This window comes from Burkholderia sp. 9775_39, assembly GCF_015712225.1.
Classification (GTDB): Bacteria; Pseudomonadota; Gammaproteobacteria; order Burkholderiales; family Burkholderiaceae; genus Burkholderia; species Burkholderia cenocepacia.
Genome location: NZ_JACCQC010000014.1, coordinates 50,948 through 66,193, shown reverse-complemented (window position 1 = coordinate 66,193; position 15,246 = coordinate 50,948). Strand labels below are relative to the sequence as shown.

The window sequence follows — 15,246 nt, the reverse complement described above, 5'->3', positions numbered from 1 at the left end:
ATGCGTCGGACGAATTTACCGGCGCAGCCGTTCGCTGAACTGAGGAATCCAAGATGGCATCGAAATCGCCGCCGGCCGCGCCGGCACGGTACGCACACACCGCGATCGCCTTGCACTGGCTGATCGCGCTGCTGATCGTCTGCGGCTTCGCGCTCGGCTGGGTGATGACGGACATCCCCGGCTTCACGCCGACCAAGCTGAAGTACTTCTCGTGGCACAAGTGGATCGGCGTGACGGTGTTCGCGCTGGCCGTCGTGCGCGTGCTGTGGCGGGCGACCCACGTGCCGCCGCCGCTGCCGGGCGACACGCCGGCGTGGCAGCGCGCGGCATCGCACGGCGTGCACATGCTGCTGTACGTGCTGATGATCGTGATCCCGGTGACGGGCTACCTGTACAGCTCGGCGTCGAACATCCCGGTCGTCTATCTCGGCATCGTGCCGCTGCCGCGCCTGATCGATCCCGATCCGGCGCTCAAGGAAACCTTCAAGACGCTGCACGTGTCTTTGAATTACATTCTGCTTGCGCTCGTCGCGATGCACGTGCTCGCGGCGCTCAAGCACCAGCTGTTGGACCGCGACGGCCTGCTGTCGCGCATGCTTCCCTTTGCCAAATGAAGGATCCCATGAAAGTGTCTTTCTCCCGCTCCATGCTGACCGCGTTCGCCGCGGCGGCGCTTGTCGCGTCGGGCGCGGCGCATGCCGACGTCGATCTCGCGAAGAGCAAGGTGTCCGCCGTGTCGAAGCAGATGAACGTGCCGACCGAAGGCGCGTTCAAGAAGTTCTCCGCGCAGGTGAAGTTCGACCCGGCGAAAGCCGCGCAGGGCAGCGCGCAAATGACGATCGACGTCGCGAGCTTCGACCTCGGCGACAAGATGTACAACGACCAGGTCGCCGGCAAGGACTGGTTCGACGCGAAGACCTATCCGCAGGCGACCTTCGTGTCGTCGGCGATCGCGCCGGCCGGCGGCAACAAGTACAACGTGACCGGCAAGCTGACGATCAAGGGCAAGGCCGAGACCGTCACGGTGCCCGTCACGGTCGCGCAAAACGGCGCGACGCAGACGTTCGACGGCGTGCTGCCGATCAAGCGTTCGGCCTTCAACGTCGGCACCGGCGAGTGGAAGGACACGTCGATCGTCGCGGACGAAGTGCAGATCAAGTTCCATCTCGTCGCCACGAAGTAAGCGGCGGGTTGTTGCCTCAACTGAATGCCGCGCGAGGGCGCGGCGCCGTTTCCAGGAGAAAAGGTTTGAAAAAGCATCTGATCATCGCCGCCGGCGCGCTGGCCGCTTCGCTGTCGTTCTCGGCCTTCGCCGAAAGCGCCACCTACCAGTTCGACCCGAGCCACACGTACCCGAGCTTCGAGGCCGACCACTTCGGCGGCCTGTCGGTCTGGCGCGGCAAGTTCGACAAGTCGAGCGGCACCGTGACGCTCGACCGTGCGGCGAAGACCGGCACGGTCGACGTGACGACCGACATCGCGTCGATCCACACGGGCAGCGCGAAGCTCGACGAGCACCTGCAGACGGCCGAGTTCTTCGATGCGGCGAAGTTCCCGCAGGCGAACTACAAGGGCACGATCAAGTTCGACGGCGACAAGCCGGTGTCGGTGGTCGGCAACCTGACGCTGCATGGCGTCACGAAGCCGCTCACGCTGAAGATCGATTCGTTCAAGTGCATGCCGCACCCGATGCTCAAGCGTGAAGTGTGCGGCGTCGACGCGGTCGGCGAATTCAGCCGCGACGATTTCGGCCTCGACTACGGCAAGCAGTACGGCTTCAAGATGAAGACGAAGCTGCTGATCACGGCCGAAGCGGTCAAGCAGCAGTAAGGCTTCCCGGCACGGCCAGCCATCGTGCCGGCCGCCGCGGATCAACCGCCGCGTTCCCGTTACCGGGGCGCGGCGGTTTTTTTGCGCGCCTATAATCGCCCGAGCGCCGCATGTGGCCATGCGGCGCCGGGCAGGCCGACGGCGCGACGGCGGCCGCCTCGAACAGAACGTACAACGACAAGGAGATCGCCGATGCATGCCGTCACGCAGTCCAGCTCCATTGCCTCGTCGCCGCGCGTCTGGCGCGCGGTGGTCGCCGCGTCGATCGGCAACGCGCTCGAGTGGTTCGATCTCGTCGTCTACGGCTTTTTCGCGGTGACGATCTCGAAGCTGTTCTTCCCGGCCGGCAACGACACCGTGTCGCTGCTGCTCACGCTCGGCACGTTCGGCGTGTCGTTCTTCATGCGGCCGCTCGGCGCGATCGTGCTTGGCGCGTATGCGGACCGCGCCGGTCGCAAGGCCGCGCTGACGCTGTCGATCCTGCTGATGATGGCCGGCACGCTGATCATCGCGGTGCTGCCGACCTACGAGACGATCGGTGTCGCCGCGCCGGTGATCCTCGTCGCCGCGCGGCTGATGCAGGGCTTCTCGGCCGGCGGCGAGTTCGGCAGCGCGACCGCGTTCCTCGCCGAGCACGTGCCCGGCCGGCGCGGCTTCTTCGCGAGCTGGCAGGTCGCGAGCCAGGGGCTCACGACGCTGCTCGCCGCGGGCTTCGGCACCGTGTTGAACGCGCAGCTGTCGGCCGCGCAGATGGCGTCGTGGGGCTGGCGCGTGCCGTTCTTCTTCGGGCTGCTGCTCGGGCCGGTCGCGTACTACATCCGCACCAAGGTCGACGAGACGCCCGAATTCCTCGCGGCCGAAGGCACCGCGAACCCGCTGCGCGATACGTTCGCGTCGCACAAGGCGCGCCTCGTCGCGGCCATGGGCGTGGTCGTGCTCGGCACCGTCGCCACCTACCTCGTGCTGTTCATGCCGACCTACGGCGTGAAGCAGCTCGGCCTCGCGCCGTCCGCCGCATTCGCCGCGATCCTCGTGGTCGGCGTGATCCAGATGGCGTTCGCGCCGCTCGTCGGCCACTGGTCGGATCGCTACGGCCGCGTGCGCGTGATGATCGCGCCGGCCGTCGGCATCCTCGTGCTGATCTATCCGGCGTTCGCGTATCTCGTCGCGCATCCGGGCTTCGGCACGCTGATCGCGCTGCAGGTGCTGCTCGCGTTCCTGATGACCGGCTACTTCGCGGCGCTGCCGGGGCTGTTGTCCGAGGTGTTTCCGGTGCAGACGCGCACGACCGGGATGTCGCTCGCGTACAACGTCGCGGTGACGATCTTCGGCGGCTTCGGGCCGTTCATCATCGCGTGGCTGATCCGCGAGACCGGGATGAAGACCGCGCCGAGCTTCTACCTGATGTTCGCGGCCGTGTTGAGCCTCGCGGCGCTGGTCGTGCTGCGGCGGCGGTTCGGATTCCGCTGAAACGGGGCGGGCGGCGGCTCAGTTGCCGCCGCGCTCGCAGACCGGCTGCGCCGGCATCAGTTGCGCGGGCGCGGCGATGGTCTGCACCGGGCGGCCGGCTAGGGCATCGAGCGCCTGCCGGAGCTGCCAGTCGGCCGCCGTGCCGAATGCGCGCTGCGGCAGCGCCGCGCTCCGCGCCGTATCGACCTTCGCGCGCACGCGCTCGTCGCGCAGCTTCTGGCGGGCCTTGCGCACCTGCGCGAACGGGTCGGGCGCCTGCCGGTCCGCATACGGGGCGCGGGCGAGATCGACTTCCCGGTACCACAGCAGCACGCCGTCGACGTCCGCATCGCGGCGCGGCGGCACGAGCCAGTCCGGCACGACGCCGTAGCCGTCCATCGGGCAGCCGTTCGGCCGCAGATTGCGCGCGAACGTGAAATTCAGGCGCGTGCCGTCGATCAGGTCGACGCCCGTCTGCGCGAGCCCTTTCCCGTAGGTCGGCATGCCGAGCAATTTGGCGCGGCCGAGATCCTTCAGCGCCGCCGCGGTCGCTTCTGCAGCCGACGCGCTTTGCCCGTCGACGAGCACGACGAGCGGCACGGTGCGCCACCAGTCGTCGGCCTGCAGCGGCGCGAGCGGATCCTGGCCGTGCATGACGGGCAGTTCGTAGTCGGGCCAGTTGGTCGTGTATCGGCGGCGATGCGTGTCGCCGCGCTCGACCGTCACCATCGCGGTGCGGTCGCGTCCCGCGAACAGCGCGGTGATGCCGATCGCCGCATTGAGCGCGCCGCCGCCATTGATGCGCAGGTCGAGGATCATCTGCTTGACCGGCGGCCCCGCGCGACGCGCGGCCTGCACCGCATCGATATAGTCGCCGACCGCCGGCTCCGGAAAGCTCGACAGCCGCGTGTACAGGATGTCGCCGTCGAGCCGCTTCACGGTTGCCGGGCGCGGTTTGACGATCGCCCGCACCGGCGCGAAGGTCAGCACCGCATGCTTCGGGCCGCGCTGCACCGTGAGCTTCAGCGGCACGCCCGCGTCGCCCTTCGCGAGTTTCATCAGTTCGCCGCCGTCGATGCCGACGACGCTCCGGTCGTTCATCGCGACGACGAGATCGTCGGGCCGCACGCCGGCCTTTTCCGCCGGCGCATCGGGAACCACGTCGATGATGTGCAGCCCGTCGGGCCGCGTTTCGAACACGATCCCGATGCCCGGCGTGCCGTCGCGGGCGCGCCGCTCGTCGTCGCGCCGTTCCTGCTCTTCCTTCGCGTTGAAGAAGCGCGCGTACGGCAGTGTCTTGATCCCGTCGTGGGTCGCGGCGTCGAGCAGCGCGCCGATGTCGACGTCGGTCAGGTGCTGTTGCTTCAGCACGTCGACGGCCGCCTTCAGTTCGCAGATCTGCGGCTCCCAGTCGGGCGGGCAGGGCGATGGCGGTGGGGCGGCGGGCACCGAAGCGGCGGCGGGTGACACGGCTGGCAGCGCAGCGGCGGCCGGCACGGATGCCGGTTGCGCACCGACGAGCGGCGCATACGGGAACGCGGCCGCGACGGCTGCGCAGACGGCGAGGCGACGAACGACACGCATGGGAGGCATCATCGGGACCGCACGTTCGGACGGGTGAAGAGGGGGGCTTGCCCGGTCCACGCGCGCGGCCGGCAGGCGGCGGGGCAGGGCGGTGACGATTGTAGCCGACACCCGCGACGATGCAGGCCGGGCCGTTGGCATGCCGCATCGTGGCGGCCCGCGCATAAAAAAAGCCGGCCCAGAGGGCCGGCTTTGCTTCGATGCCGAAACGGCGGGGCGCTCAAACCTGCGCGCCGGCGTTCGGATCGTCCGGATCGTGCGCGGTCTTCTTTTCCTTGATCAGGTCTTCGCGCTTGATGCCGAGCCACATCGCGAGCGAGCCCGCGACGAACACCGACGAGTAGATGCCGAACATGATGCCGACCGTCAGCGCGAGCGCGAAGTAGTGCAGCGTCGGGCCGCCGAAGAAGAACATCGACAGCACCATCATTTCCGTCGACGTGTGCGTGATGATCGTGCGCGACATCGTGGTCGTGATCGCGTGGTTGATCACTTCCTGCACGCTCATCTTGCGTTCGCGGCGGAACGTTTCGCGGATCCGGTCGAAGATGACGACCGACTCGTTGACCGAGTAGCCGAGCACCGCGAGGATCGCCGCGAGCACCGCCAGCGAGAACTCCCACTGGAAGAACGCGAAGAAGCCGAGAATGATCACGACGTCGTGCAGGTTGGCGATGATGCCCGCCACCGCGTACTTCCATTCGAAGCGGAACGACAGGTAGATCACGATGCCGATCACGACGCACGCGAGCGCGAGCAGACCGTCGGTCGCGAGCTCGCGGCCGACCTGCGGGCCGACGAACTCGACGCGCTGCAGCGTGACGTCCGGGCTCTGCGCCTTCAGCGCGCCCATCACCTGGTCGCTCTGCTGCGCGGACGTGAGGCCTTCCTTCAGCTGCAGGCGGATCAGCACGTTGCGCGACGTGCCGAAGTTCTGCACCTGCGCGTCGGCATAGCCGAGCTTGCCGAGCGTCGCGCGCACGGGTTCGAGCTCCGCGGCCTGCTGGTACTGCACCTCGATCACCGTGCCGCCGGTGAATTCGACGGACAGGTGCAGCCCGCGGTGGAACAGGAAGAACACGGCGGCGAGGAACGTGACCAGCGAGATCACGTTGAACACCAGCGCGTGCCGCATGAACGGAATGTCTTTACGGATGCGGAAAAATTCCATGGCTTCGTCTCCGGGGCCTTATTGGGTCGAGCCCGGTTTCTTCGGCGACACGCCTTGCTGCGCGCGGTTGCGCAGCTGCGGCTTGCCGGCGCGCGGCGCGTTGCCCTTCGCCGGGGCGGCGAGCTTCGCGGCGCGCGCGGTGTCGGTCGATTCGTCCGCGTCGGTGAACGACGCGGCGGCAGCGGCGCCTTCCGGCTTCCACACCTGGCCGATCGCGAGCGACTTCAGCTTCTTGCGGCCGCCGTACCAGAGGTTGACGATCCCGCGCGAGAAGAACACCGCGGAGAACATCGACGTCAGGATACCGAGGCAGTGCACGATCGCGAACGCGCGAACCGGGCCCGAGCCGAACGCGAGCAGCGCGAGGCCGGCGATCAGCGTCGTGACGTTCGAGTCGAGAATCGTCGCCCACGCGTGTGCGTAGCCGGCCTGGATCGCGAGCTGCGGCGGCTGGCCGGCGCGCAGTTCTTCACGCACGCGCTCGTTGATCAGCACGTTCGAGTCGATCGCCATACCGAGCGCGAGCGCGATGGCCGCGATACCCGGCAGCGTCAGCGTCGCCTGCATCAGCGACAGCACGGCGACGAGCAGCAGCAGGTTCACCGACAGGCCGATCACCGACACCACGCCGAACAGCATGTAGTACGCGATCATGAACACGGCGATCGCACAGAAGCCCCAGATCACCGAGTGCACGCCCATCTTGATGTTGTCGGCGCCGAGGCTCGGGCCGATCGTGCGTTCCTCGATGATGTCCATCGGTGCGGCGAGCGAACCGGCGCGCAGCAGCAGCGCGAGGTCGGCCGCGGCCTGCGGCGTCGGCTGGCCCGTGATCTGGAAGCGGTCGCCGAGTTCGGACTGGATCGTCGCGACCGTCAGCACTTCGCCCTTGCCCTTCTCGAACAGCACCATCGCCATCGGCTTGCCGATGTTGTCGCGCGACACCGTGCGCACCGCGCGGCCGCCCGCCGAATCGAGGCGGATGTTGACCGACGGACGCTGGTGTTCGTCGAAACCGGCCGATGCGTCGATGATGCGGTCGCCGGTGAAGATCACGTCCTTCTTCAGCAGCACGGGCGCCTGGATGCCCTGCGTGAACAGCTCCTCGCCCGGCGGCACGGGGTCGTTCGGGTTCGGGTGCGTGTTGATCGGGTCGGCGAGGCGCGCCTCGAGCGTCGCGGTGCGGCCGATGATGTCCTTCGCCTTCGCGGTGTCCTGCACGCCCGGCAGTTCGACGACGATGCGGTCGCTGCCTTGCTGCTGCAGGATCGGCTCGGACACGCCGAGTTCGTTCACGCGGTTGTGGAGCGTCGTCAGGTTCTGCTTGAGCGCGGCGTCCTCGACGGCCTTCTGCACGGCCGGCGTAAACGTGCCGACCACCTGCGTGCCGCCGCCGCCGGGCTGGGTCGCCCATTGCAGCTCGGTGATCGACGCGGCGAGCACCTTGCGGGCGTCTTCCGCCGTCTGCGCATCGCTGAAGTTGACGACCACGGACTGCTCGACGCGGCTCACGCCGCCGTCGCGGATGTTCTTGTCGCGCAGCAGCGAGCGCGCGTCGGAGGCGTCGGAGTCGAGCTTCTTGGTGAGCGCGCCCGTCATGTCGACCTGGAGCAGGAAGTGCACACCGCCGCGCAGGTCGAGGCCGAGATACATCGGCAGCGCGTGCAGGGCGGTCAGCCAGCGCGGCGACGCGCTCTGCAGGTTCAGTGCGACGACGTACTGCGGATCGTTCGGGTCGGCGTTCAGCGACTTCTGCAGCAGGTCCTTGACGCGCAGCTGCGTATCGGTGTCCTTCAGGCGCACGCGGATGTTCGCGTTGGTCGCCGTGTTCTCGAAGGTGACGTCGTCCGGCTTGATCTGCGCGGATGCGAGCGCCGATTCGACCTGGGTCAGCGTGGTCGAGTCGAGCTTGACCGTGGCCTTGCCGCTCGACACCTGCACCGCCGGCGCTTCGCCGAAGAAGTTGGGCAATGTGTACAGAAGGCCGATGGCGAGCGCCACGACCATCACGACATATTTCCAGAGTGGATAACGATTCATGAGGGGGCCGAACGGGTGGTTGGCGTGAAAGCGTCGCGTCCGGCGCCGCGGCGGCCCGCTCTCTCAGGCGGGCACGGCGCGGGGAGCCGGACGCTCGGTGAAAGCCTTACAGCGACTTGATCGTGCCCTTCGGCAGAATGGTCGTGACGGCAGCCTTCTGCACGGTGATTTCGGTGCCTTCGGCGATTTCGACGCCGATGTAGCCTTCGGTGACCTTCGTCACCTTGCCGACGAGGCCGCCGCTCGTGACGACTTCGTCGCCCTTCGCCATGGCCGCGAGCATGTTGCGGTGTTCCTTCTGACGCTTCATCTGCGGACGGATCATGATGAAGTACAGCACCGCGAACATCAGGATGAGCGGCAGGAAGCTCATCAGGCTCGATTCGGCGCCACCGGCACCTTGCGCGAAGGCATTGGAAATGAACGGCACGTTGGTCTCTCCGTAGGGGAAGATCGAAAAATAAGCCGGTTATTCTACCACCGGCCCCATGCGCAGACGGATCGGCAAATGCGCTTTCGGATCAAGCTGTTAAATCGCCAACCGACACCGTTGCGACTTGTTTGGAAAGGTAATTGTAATGTTTGGCGGTCGCGACCGGTGATTTGATCAGGCCAATTAGTACACGTCCTATGTGACTGGCCGCGATGCGGGCCGCCGGCCCGTCAGTCGACCCCTCTCGCGCGATCCTCCGCGAAGCGTTGCCGGAATGCGTCGAACGTGTGCGTCTCGATTGCCTCGCGGATCTCGCTCATCAGCTGCAGGTAGTAGTGCAGGTTGTGGATCGTGTTCAGCTGCGCGCCGAGGATTTCGCCGACCCGGTGCAGGTGATGCAGGTAGCCGCGCGAGAAGTTCTGGCACGTGTAGCAGGTGCAGGTCGAATCGAGCGGCTTCAGCGAGTTCTTGTGCGTCGCGTTGCGGATCTTCACGTCGCCGAAGCGCGTGAACAGCCAGCCGTTGCGCGCGTTGCGGGTCGGCATCACGCAGTCGAACATGTCGACGCCGTTCGCGACGCCTTCGACCAGGTCCTCCGGCGTGCCGACGCCCATCAGGTAGTGCGGCTTGTTGGCCGGCAGCTTCGGGCCCACGTGGCGCAGCACGCGCATCATGTCTTCCTTCGGCTCGCCGACCGACAGCCCGCCGATCGCGAGGCCGTGGAAACCGAGTTCCGCGAGGCCCGCGAGCGATTCGTCGCGCAGGTCCTCGAACATCCCGCCCTGGACGATCCCGAACAGCGCGTTCGGGTTGCCGAGCCGGTTGAACTCGTCGAGCGAGCGTTTCGCCCAGCGCAGCGACATGCGCATCGAGTCGGCCGCTTCCTGGTGCGTCGTCGGCACGCCGTTGGTCGCGTACGGCGTGCATTCGTCGAACTGCATCACCACGTCGGAGTTCAGCACCTTCTGGATCTGCATCGACACTTCCGGCGACAGGAACAGCTTGTCGCCGTTGATCGGCGACGCGAACGTGACGCCGTCCTCGGTGATCTTGCGCAGGTCGCCGAGCGAGAACACCTGGAAGCCGCCCGAGTCGGTCAGGATCGGCTTGTTCCAGCCCATGAAGCCGTGCAGGCCGCCGTGCGCGTCGATCGTGTCGAGGCCCGGGCGCAGCCACAGGTGGAACGTGTTGCCGAGGATGATCTGGGCCTTGATCTCGTGCAGCTCGCGCGGCTGGATCGCCTTCACGGTGCCGTACGTGCCGACCGGCATGAAGATCGGCGTTTCGACCGTGCCGTGGTTGAGCTTCACGCGGCCGCGGCGCGCGTGGCCGTCGGTCGTCAGCAGTTCGAATTCGAGCCCGTTGGCCGGGCGGTCCTGCACGGGGGCGTGCGTATCGTGGGATGAACCTTCGGTCATCGTGTCGTGCTCCTCGCTACCGGAAAACAGTCCGGCGCATGTTGGAAACGCCGCCGGGAAGCCCGGCGGCGGTGAAAAAACGGGTGACGCACCAGGCGGACGAGCCGCCCGCGGAGCTTACGCGCCCGGCGCCTCCGGCGTGTCGCGCCGCGTGAGCAGCATCGCGTCGCCGTAGCTGAAGAACCGGTAGCGTTCTTCGATCGCGTGCCGGTACGCGGCGCGGATCGTCTCGACGCCCGCGAACGCGGACACCAGCATCAGCAGCGTCGATTTCGGCAGGTGGAAGTTCGTCACGAGCCGGTCGACCACGCGGAAACGGTAGCCGGGCGTGATGAAGATGTCGGTCTCGGCCTGCGTCGCCGCGAGCGGGCGGCCGGCTTCGTCGGCCGAGCGCGCCGCGGCTTCGAGCGCGCGCATCGACGTCGTGCCGACCGCGATCACGTTGCCGCCGCGCGCGCGGGTCGCGGCGATCTTGTCGACGAGCGACTGCGGCAGGTCGTACCACTCGCTGTGCATCTTGTGCTCGGCGATGTTGTCGACGCGCACCGGCTGGAACGTGCCGGCGCCGACGTGCAGCGTGAGCGTCGCGCGCTCGACGCCCAGCGCGTCGAGCTGCTCCAGCAGCGGCTGGTCGAAATGGAGCCCGGCCGTCGGCGCGGCGACCGCGCCCGGGTTGCTCGCATAGACGGTCTGGTAGCGCGTCTCGTCGGTCGCATCGGGATCGTGCTCGATATACGGCGGCAGCGGCAGGCGGCCGTACTGCTCGATCAGGTCGAGGCACGGCGCGGGAAAGTGCAGCGTGAAGAACGGCTCGACGCGCTCGCCGACCGTCACGTCGAACGCGTCGGCCAGGCGCAGCGTCGTGCCGGCGCCCGGCGACTTGCTCGCGCGGATCTGCGCGAGCGCCGTGTGCGTCCCGGTCACGCGCTCGATCAGCACCTCGATCTTGCCGCCGCTGGCCTTCTGGCCGAAGAAACGCGCCTTCAGCACCTTGGTATCGTTGAACACGAGCAGGTCGCCGGGCGCGATGCACGACGGCAATTCGGCGAAATGGCGGTCGACGAGGCGTGCGGGCTCGACGCTGCGGTCGACCTCGAGCAGGCGGCTCGCGGTGCGATCGGGCAGCGCGGTTTGTGCAATCAGCTCGGGCGGCAGATTGAAATCGAAATCGGAAAGCGTGAACATGCGGGCTGGTTCGAAGCGGCCGGCGGGCGTCGCCGGCAGGGCGGAAACGCGTAATCGGGGCGCGCGAGCCGCTATGATGACGGGATGCGCGGCCTGGCCGGCGTCGTTCGTTCGGACGACGTGAAAGCCGCTATTGTACTTGCCTTGCGAAGCACCCAGACGATCCGATGCCTGTGTCACCACGCCGTTCTCCCGCCGCCGTTGCCGATTCCGCCGATCCGTTCGACGCGGACGATGCCGCGTCGCCCGCGCCGTTCGCATCGGGCTCCGGTACGCGTCGCGCCGGCCCGAAGCGCGGCGCCGACGGCCGGCTCGCGCAGCCCGCGGCCGCCGCGCCCGACGCCGACGGCGCCGCCGCGAGCGACGAGGCAGGCGCGGCCGGTGCGAAGCGCAAGAAGAAGCCGGCCGCCGACAAGCCGGTGAAGACCGCCGACAAGCTCGCGAAGCTCGGGCTCACGCGTTCGATCGATCTCGTGCTGCATCTGCCGATGCGCTACGAGGACGAGACCACGCTCACGCCGATCGGCGAGTTGTTGCCGGGCGGCATCGCGCAGACCGAAGGCGTCGTGTTCGACAACGAGGTCGCGTACCGGCCGCGCCGCCAGCTCGTCGTGAAGATCCGGGACGACGACGGCGAGCAGCTCGTGCTGCGCTTCCTGAATTTCTACGGGTCGCAGGTCAAGCAGATGGCCGTCGGCCAGCGGCTGCGCGTGCGCGGCGACGTGCGCGGCGGCTTTTTCGGGATGGAGATGGTGCATCCGGCCGTGCGCGTCGTCGAAGCGGATGCGCCGTTGCCGCAGGTGCTCACGCCCGTCTACCCGAGCACGGCCGGCGTGTCGCAGGCGTATCTGCGCAAGGCGATCGAGAACGCGGTCGAGCGCACGCCGCTGCCCGAACTGCTGCCGCCGGAGATCCAGCGCGATTACCTGAAGCCGCTCGACGTGCCGACGCTCGAGCAGGCGGTGCGCATCCTGCACCACCCGCGCGTCGATTCCGACGAAGCCGCGCTGATGGACGGCTCGCATCCGGCGTGGACGCGCATCAAGTTCGAGGAACTGCTCGCGCAGCAGCTGTCGCTCAAGCGTGCGCACGAGGAGCGCCGCACGCGCGCCGCGCCCGCGATGCCGCGCCGCACCGCGCGCGATGCCGACGCGCTGACCACGCGCCTTTACGCGGCGCTGCCGTTCACGCTGACGGGCGCGCAGGCGCGCGTCGTCGACGAGATCGCGCACGACCTCACGCTCGCGCACCCGATGCAGCGGCTGCTGCAGGGCGACGTCGGCAGCGGCAAGACGGTCGTCGCGGCGCTGGCCGCCACGCAGGCGATCGACGCCGGCTACCAGGCCGCGCTGATGGCGCCCACCGAAATCCTCGCGGAACAGCACGCGCGCAAGCTGCGCGCATGGCTCGAGCCGCTCGGCGTCACGGTCGCGTGGCTCGCGGGCAGCCTGAAGGCGAAGGAGAAGCGCGCGGCGATCGAGGCGGCCGCGCTCGGCACCGCGCAGCTCGTGATCGGTACGCACGCGATCATCCAGGACACGGTCGAATTCGCGCGGCTCGGCCTCGTGATCGTCGACGAGCAGCACCGCTTCGGCGTCGAGCAGCGTCTCGCGCTGCGCGCGAAGGCCGCGAACGCGGCCAACGGCGCGCGCGACTTTCAGCCGCACCAGCTGATGATGTCGGCCACGCCGATTCCGCGCACGCTCGCGATGACGTACTACGCGGATCTCGAAGTGTCGACGATCGACGAGTTGCCGCCCGGCCGCACGCCGGTGCTGACGCGCGTCGTCGGCGACGCGCGGCGCGACGAGGTGATCGCCCGCGTGCGCGAGGCCGCGCTCACCGGGCGTCAGGTGTACTGGGTGTGCCCGCTGATCGAGGAGAGCGAGACGCTGCAGCTGCAGACGGCCGTCGAAACCTACGAGACGCTGGCCGCGGCGCTGCCCGAGCTTAAGGTCGGGCTCGTGCACGGCCGGCTGTCGCCGGCCGACAAGGCGGCCGTGATGGAGGCGTTCACGCGCAACGAAGTGCAGCTGCTGGTCGCGACGACGGTGATCGAGGTGGGCGTCGACGTGCCGAACGCGTCGCTGATGGTGATCGAGCACGCGGAACGTTTCGGCCTCGCGCAGTTGCACCAGCTGCGCGGCCGGGTCGGGCGCGGCACCGCGGCGTCGGTGTGCGTGCTGCTGTACAGCGGGCCGCTGTCGCTCACCGGCCGCGAGCGGCTGAAGACGATGCGCGAGACGACCGACGGCTTCGAGATCGCGCGGCGCGACCTCGAAATCCGCGGCCCGGGCGAATTCCTCGGCGCGCGCCAGTCGGGCGCGGCGATGCTGCGTTTCGCGAACCTCGAGACCGACGGCTGGCTGATCGACCCGGCCCGCGAGGCCGCGGCGCGGCTGATTGCCGCGTACCCGGAGGTCGTCACGCAGCATCTCGCGCGCTGGCTCGGCGCGCGCGAACAGTACCTGAAGGCCTGATCGAGCGGCTCGGGGCCGGATCGAAAGCCGCCGATCGACGCCAATCGACGCCAATCGACGCCTCGCGATGCAGAGAAACTTGGCGAACCGGTGCCAACAGGTGTATAAATTAAACCTATCGCCTGTATATCTCTGATTGACCCACAATGACGCTGACTGAATTGAAATACATCGTCGCGGTTGCGCGCGAGCGGCATTTCGGCCGCGCGGCCGAAGCGTGCTTCGTGAGCCAGCCGACGCTCTCGGTGGCGATCAAGAAGCTTGAAGACGAGCTCAACGTGCAGATTTTCGAGCGCGGCGCGAGCGAAGTGAGCGTGACGCCGATCGGCGACCAGATCGTCACCCAGGCGCAGCGCGTGCTGGAGCAGACCTTCGCGATCAAGGAGATCGCGAAGCAGGGCAAGGACCCGCTCGTCGGCCCGTTCCGCCTCGGCGTGATCTACACGATCGGGCCGTACCTGCTGCCGACGCTCGTCAAGCAGATGATCCAGCGTGTCCCGCAGATGCCGCTGATGCTGCAGGAGAACTACACGCTGAAGCTGCTCGAACTGCTGAAGCAGGGCGAGATCGACGCCGCGATCATGGCGCTGCCGTTCCCCGAAACCGGCCTGATGGTGCGGCCGCTGTACGACGAGCCGTTCGTCGTCGCGCTGCCGGCGGGCCACCCGTGGGAGAAGCGCGACGAGATCGACGCCGAGGACCTGAAGCAGGAAACCATGCTGCTGCTCGGCAACGGCCACTGCTTCCGCGATCACGTGCTCGGCGTGTGTCCGGAACTGATGCGCTTCTCGCAGACGGCCGACGGCATCCAGAAGACCTTCGAGGGCTCGTCGCTCGAAACCATTCGCCACATGGTCGCGAGCGGCGTCGGCATCACGGTGCTGCCGCGAATGTCGGTCGCCGAGATCGGCCCGCGCGCGAACGGTCCCGATGCCGAACTGCTGTCGTACGTGCCGTTCAACGAACCGGTGCCCGATCGGCGTGTGGTGCTCGTATGGCGCAAGAGCTTCACGCGGATGCCCGCGATCGACGCGATCAGCGACGCCATCTCTGCCTGCGAGCTGCCCGGCGTCGCGAAGCTCGACATGCCGGCCACGATGAATTGACGCACCCGCGCATGCGGGTGTGGCGGCATGATGAACGGGGCCTTGCGGCCCCGTTTATTTTTCCCTATCGCATAGATGAAATTTATCAAATTCAAATAATTGATAGATGCAGATACAATCCTCTACATGGATCGGCGTCGTAGCCGACGTGCGGGATGCACGTTGAATGCAAACGTCAAAGGAGGATGTCATGATGCGGTCGGTATTGCAGCACGCGCAACGGAACATCCCGTCGCGCGACATGGTCGTACATCGCGCCAGGGCGGCGGTTCGCGGCCTGCGTCCGATTGCGTTCGCGTACCTGGCGGACCGTGTGTATGGCGGATGAGTGCCGCCGCGCACCGGTTCTGTGTTCCCCCGATTCACCCGCCGTCAAGCCATGAGGGAGCATTGCATGTCCGATACACGAAAAACCACCCGCCGCGCCGGCATGACGACTGCCGGCCGCCGCGTCCCCGAGCGCCCCGCCTGCGGCGCGTTGCAGCGGGAACGCGTGCCGAAGGCCGCGCACGACATCCCGTAGTACGACAGGAGAAGCCGCCTGTTCCGT

The 15,246-nt window shown here is 67.6% G+C and carries 13 protein-coding genes; 7 read left to right on the top strand and 6 right to left on the bottom strand.

Translation table 11 applies throughout. The features are described from left to right. Window positions 1-53: 53 nt before the first annotated feature. The 4 genes from H0X90_RS19770 (at window position 54) to H0X90_RS19755 (ending at window position 3,300) form a co-directional block, all read left to right on the top strand. Entirely contained in the window at window positions 54-614 is a 561-nt protein-coding gene (locus tag H0X90_RS19770; protein ID WP_006482464.1) for a cytochrome b, read from the top strand. 8 nt (window positions 615-622) lie between these two features. Next, window positions 623-1,183 (top strand): YceI family protein, encoded by a 561-nt coding sequence (locus tag H0X90_RS19765; RefSeq protein WP_006482463.1) that lies wholly within the window; start codon window positions 623-625, stop codon window positions 1,181-1,183. A gap of 65 nt (window positions 1,184-1,248) precedes the next feature. Further along, a complete protein-coding gene (locus H0X90_RS19760; protein WP_006476873.1) occupies window positions 1,249-1,830 on the top strand; it encodes a YceI family protein in 582 nt (193 codons plus the stop codon). Between the two features lie 192 nt (window positions 1,831-2,022). Continuing rightward, window positions 2,023-3,300, top strand: a complete 1,278-nt coding sequence (locus H0X90_RS19755) for an MFS transporter (RefSeq protein ID WP_006482466.1) — start codon at window positions 2,023-2,025, stop codon at window positions 3,298-3,300. A gap of 18 nt (window positions 3,301-3,318) precedes the next feature. Here H0X90_RS19755 and H0X90_RS19750 read toward each other — a convergent pair whose 3' ends face one another. The 6 genes from H0X90_RS19750 to queA all read right to left on the bottom strand — a co-directional run bounded on the left by H0X90_RS19750 (window position 3,319) and on the right by queA (window position 11,110). Beyond that, the gene (locus H0X90_RS19750; RefSeq protein WP_012492949.1) at window positions 3,319-4,728 is read right to left on the bottom strand and encodes a S41 family peptidase; all 1,410 of its coding nucleotides are present in this window, start codon (window positions 4,726-4,728) and stop codon (window positions 3,319-3,321) included. A 355-nt stretch (window positions 4,729-5,083) separates the two neighbouring features. Continuing rightward, a complete protein-coding gene (gene secF, locus H0X90_RS19745) occupies window positions 5,084-6,034 on the bottom strand; it encodes a protein translocase subunit SecF (RefSeq protein ID WP_006482457.1) in 951 nt (316 codons plus the stop codon). A gap of 18 nt (window positions 6,035-6,052) precedes the next feature. Continuing rightward, on the bottom strand, window positions 6,053-8,074 hold the full coding sequence (gene secD / locus H0X90_RS19740) for a protein translocase subunit SecD (protein WP_006482461.1): 2,022 nt from the start codon (window positions 8,072-8,074) through the stop codon (window positions 6,053-6,055). Between the two features lie 106 nt (window positions 8,075-8,180). After that, the gene (gene yajC / locus H0X90_RS19735) at window positions 8,181-8,504 is read right to left on the bottom strand and encodes a preprotein translocase subunit YajC (RefSeq protein ID WP_006476868.1); all 324 of its coding nucleotides are present in this window, start codon (window positions 8,502-8,504) and stop codon (window positions 8,181-8,183) included. 233 nt (window positions 8,505-8,737) lie between these two features. After that, a complete protein-coding gene (tgt, locus tag H0X90_RS19730; RefSeq protein ID WP_006497510.1) occupies window positions 8,738-9,925 on the bottom strand; it encodes a tRNA guanosine(34) transglycosylase Tgt in 1,188 nt (395 codons plus the stop codon). A gap of 117 nt (window positions 9,926-10,042) precedes the next feature. Continuing rightward, complete coding sequence (gene queA, locus H0X90_RS19725) at window positions 10,043-11,110, bottom strand: tRNA preQ1(34) S-adenosylmethionine ribosyltransferase-isomerase QueA (RefSeq protein ID WP_006482460.1); 1,068 nt, start codon at window positions 11,108-11,110, stop codon at window positions 10,043-10,045. 167 nt (window positions 11,111-11,277) lie between these two features. Between queA and recG the strand changes: the two genes are divergently transcribed. The 3 genes from recG to H0X90_RS36040 all read left to right on the top strand — a co-directional run bounded on the left by recG (window position 11,278) and on the right by H0X90_RS36040 (window position 15,219). Continuing rightward, complete coding sequence (recG, locus tag H0X90_RS19720) at window positions 11,278-13,590, top strand: ATP-dependent DNA helicase RecG (protein WP_034201006.1); 2,313 nt, start codon at window positions 11,278-11,280, stop codon at window positions 13,588-13,590. Between the two features lie 146 nt (window positions 13,591-13,736). Further along, entirely contained in the window at window positions 13,737-14,696 is a 960-nt protein-coding gene (locus H0X90_RS19715) for a LysR substrate-binding domain-containing protein (RefSeq protein ID WP_006483664.1), read from the top strand. A gap of 394 nt (window positions 14,697-15,090) precedes the next feature. Further along, complete coding sequence (locus H0X90_RS36040; protein WP_006483667.1) at window positions 15,091-15,219, top strand: hypothetical protein; 129 nt, start codon at window positions 15,091-15,093, stop codon at window positions 15,217-15,219. Window positions 15,220-15,246 lie beyond the last annotated feature (27 nt).

What these genes read in the sequence shown, in the direction of transcription:
- H0X90_RS19715 (WP_006483664.1), top strand. Translation starts at nt 13,737, where the DNA reads ATGACGCTGACTGAATTGAAATACATCGTCGCGGTTGCGCGCGAGCGG.
- H0X90_RS19765 (WP_006482463.1), top strand. Translation starts at nt 623, where the DNA reads ATGAAAGTGTCTTTCTCCCGCTCCATGCTGACCGCGTTCGCCGCGGCG.
- secD (WP_006482461.1), bottom strand. Translation starts at nt 8,074, where the DNA reads ATGAATCGTTATCCACTCTGGAAATATGTCGTGATGGTCGTGGCGCTC.
- recG (WP_034201006.1), top strand. Translation starts at nt 11,278, where the DNA reads ATGCCTGTGTCACCACGCCGTTCTCCCGCCGCCGTTGCCGATTCCGCC.
- tgt (WP_006497510.1), bottom strand. Translation starts at nt 9,925, where the DNA reads ATGACCGAAGGTTCATCCCACGATACGCACGCCCCCGTGCAGGACCGC.
- queA (WP_006482460.1), bottom strand. Translation starts at nt 11,110, where the DNA reads ATGTTCACGCTTTCCGATTTCGATTTCAATCTGCCGCCCGAGCTGATT.
- H0X90_RS19770 (WP_006482464.1), top strand. Translation starts at nt 54, where the DNA reads ATGGCATCGAAATCGCCGCCGGCCGCGCCGGCACGGTACGCACACACC.
- H0X90_RS36040 (WP_006483667.1), top strand. Translation starts at nt 15,091, where the DNA reads ATGTCCGATACACGAAAAACCACCCGCCGCGCCGGCATGACGACTGCC.
- H0X90_RS19755 (WP_006482466.1), top strand. Translation starts at nt 2,023, where the DNA reads ATGCATGCCGTCACGCAGTCCAGCTCCATTGCCTCGTCGCCGCGCGTC.
- secF (WP_006482457.1), bottom strand. Translation starts at nt 6,034, where the DNA reads ATGGAATTTTTCCGCATCCGTAAAGACATTCCGTTCATGCGGCACGCG.